Source organism: Gardnerella vaginalis (assembly GCF_001563665.1).
GTDB classification, from domain to species: Bacteria; Actinomycetota; Actinomycetes; order Actinomycetales; family Bifidobacteriaceae; genus Bifidobacterium; species Bifidobacterium vaginale_A.
In genome coordinates this window covers 1-10,608 of record NZ_KQ961848.1, presented here as the reverse complement: position 1 = coordinate 10,608, position 10,608 = coordinate 1, and the positions used below count along the sequence as shown (strand labels likewise).

The 10,608-nt window shown below is 41.6% G+C and carries 12 protein-coding genes and 1 pseudogene; all 13 read left to right on the top strand.

What is annotated here, in order from left to right:
• The first annotated feature begins 108 nt into the window (after positions 1-108).
• Positions 109-468: an HNH endonuclease gene (locus HMPREF3230_RS00275; protein WP_032812425.1), complete on the top strand. Its 360-nt coding sequence runs from the start codon at positions 109-111 to the stop codon at positions 466-468.
• A gap of 161 nt (positions 469-629) precedes the next feature.
• Entirely contained in the window at positions 630-1,181 is a 552-nt protein-coding gene (locus HMPREF3230_RS00270) for a P27 family phage terminase small subunit (RefSeq protein WP_075523010.1), read from the top strand.
• A gap of 11 nt (positions 1,182-1,192) precedes the next feature.
• Positions 1,193-1,978, top strand: a complete 786-nt coding sequence (locus HMPREF3230_RS00265; RefSeq protein ID WP_075523009.1) for an S-adenosylmethionine synthetase N-terminal domain-containing protein — start codon at positions 1,193-1,195, stop codon at positions 1,976-1,978.
• A gap of 14 nt (positions 1,979-1,992) precedes the next feature.
• Positions 1,993-3,261, top strand: coding sequence for a site-specific DNA-methyltransferase (locus tag HMPREF3230_RS00260; RefSeq protein ID WP_075523008.1), 1,269 nt, complete (start codon positions 1,993-1,995; stop codon positions 3,259-3,261).
• On the top strand, positions 3,254-4,741 hold the full coding sequence (gene dcm / locus HMPREF3230_RS00255; protein WP_075523007.1) for a DNA cytosine methyltransferase: 1,488 nt from the start codon (positions 3,254-3,256) through the stop codon (positions 4,739-4,741). Before HMPREF3230_RS00260 ends, dcm begins: the two co-directional genes overlap by 8 nt.
• A gap of 66 nt (positions 4,742-4,807) precedes the next feature.
• A complete protein-coding gene (locus HMPREF3230_RS00250) occupies positions 4,808-5,458 on the top strand; it encodes a virulence protein (RefSeq protein ID WP_075523006.1) in 651 nt (216 codons plus the stop codon).
• A complete protein-coding gene (locus tag HMPREF3230_RS06485) occupies positions 5,442-5,606 on the top strand; it encodes a hypothetical protein (RefSeq protein ID WP_020757783.1) in 165 nt (54 codons plus the stop codon). The genes HMPREF3230_RS00250 and HMPREF3230_RS06485 overlap by 17 nt, the downstream gene beginning before the upstream one ends.
• 160 nt (positions 5,607-5,766) lie before the next feature.
• The gene (locus tag HMPREF3230_RS00245; protein ID WP_075523005.1) at positions 5,767-6,051 is read left to right on the top strand and encodes a transcriptional regulator; all 285 of its coding nucleotides are present in this window, start codon (positions 5,767-5,769) and stop codon (positions 6,049-6,051) included.
• A 150-nt stretch (positions 6,052-6,201) separates the two neighbouring features.
• Positions 6,202-6,426 carry a DUF7678 domain-containing protein gene (locus tag HMPREF3230_RS00240; RefSeq protein ID WP_075523004.1) on the top strand — a complete coding sequence of 75 codons (225 nt, stop codon included), beginning with the start codon at positions 6,202-6,204 and terminating at the stop codon, positions 6,424-6,426.
• Positions 6,427-6,550: 124 nt separating this feature from the next.
• The gene (locus HMPREF3230_RS00235; protein ID WP_075523003.1) at positions 6,551-8,143 is read left to right on the top strand and encodes a terminase large subunit; all 1,593 of its coding nucleotides are present in this window, start codon (positions 6,551-6,553) and stop codon (positions 8,141-8,143) included.
• 9 nt (positions 8,144-8,152) lie between these two features.
• Positions 8,153-9,400, top strand: coding sequence for a phage portal protein (locus tag HMPREF3230_RS00230; RefSeq protein ID WP_075523002.1), 1,248 nt, complete (start codon positions 8,153-8,155; stop codon positions 9,398-9,400).
• A 339-nt stretch (positions 9,401-9,739) separates the two neighbouring features.
• Positions 9,740-10,222 (top strand): DUF7689 domain-containing protein, encoded by a 483-nt coding sequence (locus HMPREF3230_RS00225; RefSeq protein ID WP_016815963.1) that lies wholly within the window; start codon positions 9,740-9,742, stop codon positions 10,220-10,222.
• 21 nt (positions 10,223-10,243) lie between these two features.
• Positions 10,244-10,608, top strand: a pseudogene (locus tag HMPREF3230_RS00220) (hypothetical protein); the annotation flags it as partial.

The following is a 10,608-nucleotide window of genomic DNA, read 5'->3' as shown; positions in this document are numbered from 1 at the left end:
AAAGGATATTTGCTACGGTTTTACATTTTTTCATTACATCTACTCCATGAACTGTTTTGTCCTACTAATTATATAATACGCGCAAGCTTGCTGAAAGGAGGATGAGTCTTGCCAAGAAAACCTAAAAGACCGTGTTCTTATCAAGGCTGTCCGAACCTAACTGACGGCAGGTTTTGTGAGGAACACTTAAAACAAGAGAACCTGCGCTACGAAAAATACGAGCGACCTTATGATGCTCACAAACGTTACGGCAGAGCATGGCAGAAAGTAAGGGACTCTTATGTGAGAGAGCATCCTTTCTGTGAGCTTTGCTTTAAGAACCATATGCTTGTGCCTGTTGAGCAGGTTCATCATATTAAACCGATTGCTGAAGGCGGAACGCATGAGAGGAATAATCTTATTTCTCTATGCAAATCCTGTCACTCTAAAATTCACGCTAAGCGTGGAGATCGCTGGCATAACAAATAAAAACCACCCCAGGGGCGGTCAAAATCTCTAAAAACCCATTCCCCGGGGAACGGGCGCAGGGTCTCGTGTGCAAAAACAGCGAAATCAAAAGGGTAATAGGGAAAAACAGACACGAAAAATTTTTTAATAGTTAAAACTCGCGTGGGAAGGAGGTGGAAAGTTTGCCTACAAAATCAAATAATATCGGCGGTCGTGGCGGCAGACGCGTAGGTGCCGGGCGGAAAAAGAAAGCGGTTGTTGAAAAAGCGAGTGAAGGAAACCCCGGTGGCAGGCCTTTAAGCGTGCTTGATATTCCAGAGCTTGAAGGTACTGAAATGCCTGTCCCTCACGAGTTTTTATCCGCCACACAAAAAGACGGTACTCAGCTTCAGGCTAGAGAAATTTTCGCTGAAACGTGGAAGTGGCTAAAAGACATTGGTGTGAGCAGTAAAGTGCCATCTCCTCTTATTGAACGGTATGCGATGAGCTGTGCTCGTTGGATTCAATGCGAGGAAGTAACCAGTAAACTCGGGTTTCTTTCCAAGCATCCAACCACAGGTAAACCGATACCATCGCCTTTTATCAATATTGGTATTAACTACATGAATCAGGCGGTCAGGCTTTGGAATGAGATTTTCCAGATTGTGAAAGAAAACTGTTCGACTGAGTTTGATGGTGTTTCACCTCAAAACGATTTAATGGAACGCCTGCTTTTAACACGTAAAAAATTATAAGGAGAAAAATTATGATAGAAAAAGTAAATCCAAGTCACCCGGACAAGATTGCGGATTGTATTGCCGGAGCAATTGTTGATCTTGCTTACAAGCTGGATGAGAACCCGAAGATTGCTGTTGAAGTGATGCTCGGGCATGGTAAGTGTGCCGTGTGTATTGAAAGCACGGTGATGTTTAAGTTTAAGGATATTAAAAATATTATCCACCGTTTAAGCCCTGGGAAAGTAAAGATTGATATTACGGTCGTGCCACAGGATAAGCATTTAAGCCAAAACCAGGATGGTATGGTTCGCTGTGGCGATAACGGGATTTTTAAAGGCGTACCACTAACAGACGAACAGAAGAAACTTTCTGCTATTGCTCGAAAGGTTTATGAAAAGTATCCGTATGACGGCAAGTATGTTCTTGATGGTGAAAAGCTTATCATCTGCCAGTCTCACGCTAAACGAGAAGACTTATTGAAAGACTATCCGAATGCGTTTGTTAATCCTTTAGGCGATTGGACGGGTGGTATCAACGTGGATACGGGAGCGGTTAACCGAAAACTCGGGTCAGACATGGCAGACGCTGTTACGGGCGGCGGCCTTCATGGTAAAGATCTTACGAAAGCTGACGTGTCGGTTAATATTTACGCGTTTTTGAAAGCACAGGAAACCGGTCGGGTGGTTGAGTTTTCTTGCGCTATCGGAGATGAAATGGTTGATGGTAAACCGTATTCGCAGATTGTGAAAATTGCGAAAGATTATATTGACTCGGTGGGTGGTTTTGAAAAGCTGGCTTGCTGGGGTCTTTTCTAACGGGAGGAAAGCTTATGGAAAAAGAAATGCAGTATTATTTGGCTGACGTAAGTGAGCTTATCCCGTATGTGAGAAACGCTCGCACACACTCTGAGGCGCAGGTATCTCAGATAGCGGCAAGTATTCGTGAGTTTGGTTTCCTATCCCCGATTCTGGTGGCTGAGGATAATACGATTCTCGCAGGGCATGGTAGGCTTGCCGCGGCATTAAAACTGGGTCTTAAAAAAGTTCCGTGTGTGAAAGAAAATCATTTAACTGAAACACAAAAGCGTGCTTATATTATTGCGGATAATAAGCTTTCACTTAACGCAGGCTGGGACAATGAGCTTTTAGCAGTCGAGTTATCGGAGCTTGAAGGAGCTGATTTTAACCTTGATCTTCTCGGGTTTGACGAGGCGGAGCTTTCTGGTATTTTTGATGCTGATAAAGACGTAAGCGATGATGATTTTGATGTTGAAAAAGAATTGGAAGAACCGTGTTTTTCTAAAACAGGTGACATATGGACGCTTGGTAAGCATCGTATTATTTGCGGTGATTCAACCGATTCTTCTACATTTGAAAAATTACTCGGTGAAACAAAGGTAAATCTTGTTTGCACGGACGCACCTTATTTCGTAAACCTTGAAAACGCGTCAGGGAAAATTAAAAACGATGATTTAAGCGATAAAGAAGGCTACGAGTTTTTAATGAAAGTTTTTACCAACTTCAAAAACTCTATGGCAGCTGACGCGTCTATTTACGAATTTTACGCGACCATGAAAGCGCGTGTTTTCTACGATGCTTTTGAGGACGCGGGTTTTAAGGTGGCGGCAGGTTTAATTTGGAAAAAGCCAAGAGCACCGCTTATGCGAACGGACTGGAAGTTTAACATGGAGCCGATTATTTACGGTTGGCGTAAAGACGGTAAACATAAGTGGTATGGCGATCAAAAACAGACAGCCGTGTTTGAATTTGACGGGATTAAAAACTCGAAGGAAGAAGGCTGTGGGCATCCTTCCAGTAAGCCCGTGCCGCTGATTGCTTATCTTATTAAACAAAGCACGCAAACAAACAGTGTTGTGTTAGACGGGTTTTTAGGCTCAGCATCTACGCTTATAGCTTGTGAACAGATTGGCAGAGTTTGTTTTGGAGTGGAGCTTGAACCTAAATTCATTGACGTTGCGGTTAAACGGTATATGAAGTTTCACGATGATAAAACCAAGGACGTGCTTCTTATACGAGATGGGAAACAGTATAGCTTTAAGCAGGCAATTGAAATGATGAAAGAGGCTGGCGATGAGTAAAACACTTACACTCGCCAGCCTTTTTGATGGCTCGGGCGGTTTTCCTTTAGCGGCTACGCTTACAGGGATTAAACCTTTATGGGCAAGTGAAATCGAGCCGTTTCCTATAAGAGTTACCACTAAAAGATTGCCTTATGTTAAGCATTTAGGTGATGTATCAAAGATTAAAGTCGATACTGTGGATGCGGTTGATATTATCACGTTTGGAAGCCCCTGTCAGGACATGTCGATTGCAGGTAAACGGGCAGGTCTTAGCGGTTCTCGCTCGAACCTGTTTTTTGAAGCGGTTCGGATTATTAAAGAGATGAGGAGGAAAACAGGTGGACAAAAACCAAGATATATCGTTTGGGAGAACGTTCCGGGAGCGTTTTCCTCAAATAAAGGAGAAGACTTCGAGAAAGTTATCAAAGAAATCTGTGCTGTCAAAGGACATTCGTTTAATGCTCCTAGACCTGAAAAATGGAGCAGTGCAGGACTTGTCATGGCAGAAGATTTCTCACTCGCATGGCGGGTACTTGATGCTTCATACTTCGGAGTACCCCAGAGAAGAAAACGTATCTTTCTTGTCGCAGATTTTGATGGACAAAGTGCCGGAAAAATATTATTTGAGCAAGAAAGCCTGCCTGGGGATTTTACGGCGAGCAGAAAGCCGTGGCAAGAAACTGCCGGATATTCTAAAACAGGCACTGGTGATGCAATCGAAAGATACTGTTTAAACGATCAGGGCGGAAGCAGAATGGACGTGTTTGAAAACAAAAGCGGCACGCTTACAGCAAGCGTGGGAAACCATCCACCGCTCGTGTTTGAAAATCACGGACAGGACTCACGGTATAAAGGTCCTCTTAGCGTGTCTCAAACCGTGCTTTCAACGTTTGGAACAGGTGGGAATAATCAGCCTTTTGTGGTTTGTGATAAAACCTGTTTTGATGTTCGTTTAACATCACTCAACACGAAAAACAAGCGTGCTAACGTGTATGAAACGAAACTGGCAAGAACAATTAACACAGGGCTAAACTCGCCTGAAGCTAATCAAGGCGGTCTTGCAATAGTGTACTCTACGAGTAAAAACTCGCATCACACGAATGCTCGGGCTGAAATGACAGACACGCTTGTGGCAAGTGACTATAAAGATCCTCCTGTCGTAAACGATATGAATGAGGATAAATACTATGTGGTTAGACGTTTAACACCGAAAGAGTGTGCAAGACTGCAGGGTTTTCCTGACTGTTGGTGTGATAGTCTTCAAACGGAAAATCCGAGCGATGAAGAGCTTATCTTTTGGCAGGATGTGTTTGAAACACATCGAAAACTAGTCACGAACGCCTGTAAGCCGAAAAGTAAAAATCAGATAATCAAATGGCTTAAAAATCCTCACACTGATTCGGCAGAATACAAGATGTGGGGCAACGGCGTGGCACTTCCCTGCGTGTATTTCGTTCTTAAAAATATCGCTTATTTTCAGGGAAAAGAAAGCACATAAGACTTGCTAAATATCTTCTTTAGAGTGATGTATATACACAAGGAAAAACCTAAAGGAGGTATTAAAATGAGCTTAGAATATGGTTTAAAAGGTTCTAAAAGAAAACCACTCATACAAGCAATAGAAGATTTAACAGGTCTTAAAGCCGTGTATCTGAAAACTCCCAGCATGGCTTACAAGATAGGTCCTTTCACAGTTGGTAAAACTGGGACAGTAACATCTACGGATGCTGAAGACCTAAAGGATCTAAAACAAATACTTGAGGGCGACTATGGTATACGCCTTCCTAAAACACAAGATGAAAGCACACGCATGCTTACAGTCGAGTTTCCAAAAGATAAGCTTGATGTGACTAAGCTTAGAAAAATCATCAAAAACAAGGGTGATTTAATCAAAAAAGCACTCGATATGACAAGCCTTGAAATAGAAGAAAACGATGAAACAGTTAGTTTCCCCTGGCTTAAAGATGTAAGCCAAGATCATATGGATACTTACATGAAGCTTATTTTGGCTCTTTGCAAAATGAGCTTGGAAGTAAAACATGTGAATGAAACTAAACATAAGCCGGTTAACGATAAGTATGCCTTCAGATGTTTTCTTCTTAGACTCGGGTTTATAGGAGACGAGTTTAAACAAGACAGGAAAATTATGCTTTCCCGTTTAGAAGGGTCCTGTGCTTTTAGAAACGGGGGTGAGCGTAATGCTGTATTCGAGTGAAGACCAGGCGTACGTGTTGAGTGAAGACTGTACTACAGGTTCTTTGGTTGAAGAAATTTTCGCGATTTTAGAGCAAGAGAACGAGGTTTTTGTAAAAGCATGTTTGACTGTGGTAGATGATTTTTGGGTGATGATTATTTCCGCATGATTTTAGAAACGTTTAACGGTTTTTAAGAGTAAAAAAATTAGCGAAAACTGGGGGAAAAACGTGTAAATACCCGGTGTTTCTTGGCTTAAAAGCTTGCTATTGCGCGCTTTTAGAGTGATATATAGTACTAGCAAAAACACGTGCGCAAAGGAGAAAACCTGTGAAAAAAGAAATTTTACAAAACCTCGCAAACGAAGTTAAAACATGCAGACGCTACGCACTAAACGCAGTCAAAAAAGCTGAAGAAGGGAAAATTAGTTCGGCTATCAGCATGCTCGACATCGCGCAAACAGCAAAAACCTGCGCCAGTAAAGCTCACGAGGAGCTTTGGAAGGCAAGCGAAGGAAAACTAAACGATACGGAGTTTCAACTGTTTGCGGATGCTGAAACCTTGGACAAGGATATTCAAAAAGCGTATCAAGCGATTCAACAAGAAAGAAGCTAAAAGAAAGGGGGGATAGTCAGCCATAGGGTTGGAAGGCTGGAGAAAAATCGTGGAATTATCCGCGATTTTTTCTCGTTTATGGCTTGCTATTATGTGCTTTTAGAGTGATATATAGTATCAGCAAAAAACACAGAAAAAGGAGAAAAAATCATGTGGGAACAAGATACGCTTAAAGTTGAAGATCAGGTTGTAAGCTACAGTATGAAGGTTTTTGAAGAGCCAAGCGAATATGGGATTAACCAAGGGCGAATTTCCAAGCTTACTTTGAAAAACAATAACAAGGTTATCGCAAACTATGATAGAGGCTGGGATATGATGCCAACAAGCAAGCTTGCAAACGAGGCTTTAGAAATGATCCTTGACGCAAGAAACTAAAAACTTTAAGTTTAGTTAAAAGTAGCAGGGCTTTTAAGGCCCTGTTTCTCGTAGGAAAGATAAGGAAATGATGTGGGCGCAAGTAAGCGTCTTTTTTTATGCCTAAAGAAAGGAGGAGCTTAAGTTGGAAAAATACGAGGTTACTAAGTTTAAAAAAGAAGATTCAACGTATAGTAAGGATTTAGCGGATTATGCCGTGAGTTTTATCGAATGTTTAACACACACGAAAGGAACGTGGGCTGGTAAGCCTTTTAAGCTCCTAGCCTGGCAGGAGCAGATTATCAGGGACTTGTTTGGCGTGGTGAAACCGAATGGTTACCGTCAGTTTAATACCGCGTATATTGAGATACCTAAGAAAATGGGTAAAAGTGAGCTTGCTGCTGCAGTAGCCTTGCTTTTATGCTGTGGGGATAATGAGGAGCGTGCCGAGGTTTATGGTTGTGCGGCGGACCGTCAGCAGGCAACGATCGTGTTTGATGTGGCGGCGGACATGGTTAGAATGTGTCCGGCTCTTAATCGTAGGGTTAAAATTTTAGCTTCGCAAAAACGTATTATTTTCCTACCAACTAACAGTTTCTACCAAGTGTTGTCGGCTGAAGCGTACTCTAAACACGGGTTTAACATTCACGGTGTCGTGTTTGATGAGCTTCACACGCAGCCAAACCGTAAACTTTTTGACGTGATGACTAAAGGCTCCGGGGACGCTCGCATGCAGCCACTGTATTTTCTGATTACCACGGCTGGTACGGATACGCATTCGATCTGCTATGAGACGCATCAGAAAGCAGTGGATATTCTCGAGGGCAGGAAAATTGATCCAACTTTTTACCCCGTGATTTATGGTGCAAAAGATTCGGATGATTGGACGGATCCTAAGGTGTGGAAGAAAGCTAATCCTTCTCTTGGAGTGACGGTTCAAATGGAGAAAGTTAAAGCTGCTTTCGAGTCAGCCCGGCAAAATCCTGGTGAAGAGAATGCTTTCCGTCAGCTTCGTCTTAACCAGTGGGTGAAACAGTCTATTCGTTGGATGCCGATGGAAAAATGGGATGCTTGCGGTTTTCAGGTGAACGAGGAAGAACTTGAGGGCAGGGTTTGCTACGGGGGTCTTGACCTTTCAAGCACTACCGATCTTACGGCTTTTTCGCTTGTGTTTCCGCCTTTAGATGAGTCGGATAAGTTTCGTATCCTACCTTATTTTTGGGTGCCTGAAGACACACTTACCCTTCGAGTGAATCGTGATCATGTGCCTTATGACGTGTGGGAAAAACAAGGGTTTATTAAGACTACGGAAGGAAACGTTGTTCACTATGGGTTTATTGAAAAATTCATCGAAACTTTAGGTGAACGTTTCAATATTCGTGAGATTGCTTTCGACCGTTGGGGTGCGGTGCAAATGGTGCAAAACCTTGAAAACATGGGGTTTACCGTGGTTCCGTTCGGACAAGGGTTCAAGGATATGAGTCCGCCTACCAAGGAGCTTATGAAGCTTGTGCTCGAGCAGAAAATCGCACACGCAGGGCATCCGGTGCTTCGCTGGAATATGGATAACATTTTCATCCGCACTGATCCTGCAGGAAACATTAAATGCGATAAGGAAAAATCAACCGAGAAAATCGATGGTGCTATAGCCACCATTATGGCGCTTGACCGTGCTATAAGATGCGGTAACGCGAACACTCAAAGCGTGTATGACAATCGCGGGATTTTGTTTATGTAGGAGGTGACAATGAACATTTTTAGCAGACTATTTAAATCAAGAGATAAGCCTGAAAACAGGATGTTAGGCGGTGGTTATCGTTTCTTAATGGGTACGTCCTCGTCGGGTAAGAGGGTGAATGAGCGTTCGGCGATGCAGATGACGGCAGTTTACTCGTGTGTGCGTATCCTGTCTGAAGCGGTGGCGAGTCTGCCGCTTCACGTGTATGAGCGGACGAGTACGGGTACGGCTAAAGCGATTAAACATCCTTTATATAAGGTGCTTCATGATGAGCCGAATCTTGAAATGACAAGCTTCGTGTTTAGAGAAACTTTGATGACGCATCTACTGTTATGGGGTAATGCTTACGCGCAGATTATTCGAAACGGTAAAGGCGAGGTTTTAGGCTTATACCCTTTAATGCCTGATCGTATGAGAGTTGACCGGGATGAGAGTGGTCAAATTTTTTACGAGTATACGTTAAATGATAGTGATGTTTTAGCGGGTAAAGAAACGAGTGTGAAACTTAAACCTTTTGACGTGCTTCATATTCCCGGTCTTGGTTTTGACGGTCTTGTTGGCTATTCGCCTATTGCGATGGCAAAAAACGCTATCGGTATGGCGATAGCTACGGAAGAGTATGGTGCATCGTTTTTCGCTAACGGTGCTACACCAAGTGGAATCTTGGAATACCCCGGTACAGTGAAAGATCCTCAAAGTATGAGGGATAGTTGGAATAAGGGGTTCTCGGGTTCTAACTCGCATAAGATAGCGATTTTAGAGGAAGGCATGAAGTATACGCCTATTTCTATTTCGCCTAACGAAGCACAGTTTCTTGAAACTCGTAAGTTTCAGATTAACGAGATTGCTCGTATTTTTAGAGTCCCACCACACATGGTTGGTGATTTAGAAAAGTCGAGTTTTTCTAATATTGAGCAGCAGTCGTTGGAGTTTGTGAAATACACGCTGGATCCTTGGGTGGCGCGTTTTGAACAGTCTATTACGAGGCGGCTTTTTACTGATAAGGAGAAAGAAACTTATTATGTGAAGTTTAACGTGGATGGTCTTCTTCGAGGAGACTATCAGAGTCGTATGAATGGTTATGCTACCGCTCGTCAAAACGGTTGGATGAGCGCGAACGATATTAGACAGTTAGAAAACTTGGATAAGATTCCCGCCTGTGAGGGTGGTGACTTGTATTTGATTAACGGTAACATGCTCCCGCTTAACCGTGCTGGAGCGTTCACTGTAATTGGTAGAAATAAGTTAGGTGATTAAGATGAATTTGTGTCTTGATAATATTAATATAACATGTTATATTAATATTATTATAGTATAACTGTTTAGACAGTGGATGAATCATTTAGGCAACGAAGACATAACGAATTATCTTAACGTTAAGCGAAAAATAGAATTTAATCTCTATGGATACTTAGCTAAGATAATATCCTACACTATGAGAGTATACAACAAATTAATAATAGCAGAAAGGATGGAATAATTTATGTGACATTATAAAAAAAATCATAAAATGTACAAGAATAGTGATCATTCGAGATAAAATCTGATTAATCTCAATCTTAGTTAAAGATGTTGTTTTTAAGGAGGTGCTTACAAATGATTAGAAAAAGAAAGATGTTATCAGCAATAACCACTTATGTAATGGTTGTTGGAATGTTGTTTTTCACATCCAATTCTGTTGCTTATGCGTATACTTTATCTCAACCAAAATCGTTTTATGATAGTATTTCATGGACATGGTTTTATAGCGATAAGGCTACGCCAGCATATAATTGTCTAGGATTTGCAACTGGTAGTATGACGTACGAATGGCCTAGTGACTTTGGTGATGATGGTGCTACTAAAGCGCAATTGGATAATTATCTGGCAAAGAAAGGTTATAGACCTTATAAATATGATCCATTTATTCTAGCGTATGGTCATTCTCCTGATAAAATTGTTCATTTTGCAAAGGTTACTGGTCTTAAGTGGTGCCGTGCTAAATGGGGACAATTGGAGCTGTTTAACCATGGTAGTCATGATCCTTATTACCCTAATTCTGTTTATGGTTCTTTGCAACACAAATACACTGCGAATTAGAATTCTAGGAGGTGTAATACTATGTCTAAGAAAAAAATGTATATTTCGCTAGGAACTTTACTTTTATTGGTTCTATTTGTATTTACTGGAATTTTTATTATTGGAAATAATCCAGCATCAAAGAATAGTGGGAATATAGCTCATAAATTGATGCCAGTAAACGTAGCTTATGCTGAAACGTTAGATGATATAAAGGGATCCATGAATAAGTTGATGGTGGAATTAGAAACTGAGACGAAGACTAATCCACAAGTGGCTATGCAGGCACATCCAGGAAAGTTTATTAGGAATTCTAAAAACTATCAAAGAATATTGAAACTGGGACTGAAGGCAATTAAACCTCTTTACGATGCTATTTATGATAGTAGAGATGCTGGATGCTATGA

Bases quoted from the DNA above. Each gene is read 5' to 3' on its own strand.
- HMPREF3230_RS00250 (WP_075523006.1), top strand. From the start codon at position 4,808: ATGAGCTTAGAATATGGTTTAAAAGGTTCTAAAAGAAAACCACTCATA.
- HMPREF3230_RS00225 (WP_016815963.1), top strand. From the start codon at position 9,740: ATGATTAGAAAAAGAAAGATGTTATCAGCAATAACCACTTATGTAATG.
- HMPREF3230_RS06485 (WP_020757783.1), top strand. From the start codon at position 5,442: ATGCTGTATTCGAGTGAAGACCAGGCGTACGTGTTGAGTGAAGACTGT.
- HMPREF3230_RS00230 (WP_075523002.1), top strand. From the start codon at position 8,153: ATGAACATTTTTAGCAGACTATTTAAATCAAGAGATAAGCCTGAAAAC.
- HMPREF3230_RS00265 (WP_075523009.1), top strand. From the start codon at position 1,193: ATGATAGAAAAAGTAAATCCAAGTCACCCGGACAAGATTGCGGATTGT.
- HMPREF3230_RS00260 (WP_075523008.1), top strand. From the start codon at position 1,993: ATGGAAAAAGAAATGCAGTATTATTTGGCTGACGTAAGTGAGCTTATC.
- dcm (WP_075523007.1), top strand. From the start codon at position 3,254: ATGAGTAAAACACTTACACTCGCCAGCCTTTTTGATGGCTCGGGCGGT.
- HMPREF3230_RS00240 (WP_075523004.1), top strand. From the start codon at position 6,202: ATGTGGGAACAAGATACGCTTAAAGTTGAAGATCAGGTTGTAAGCTAC.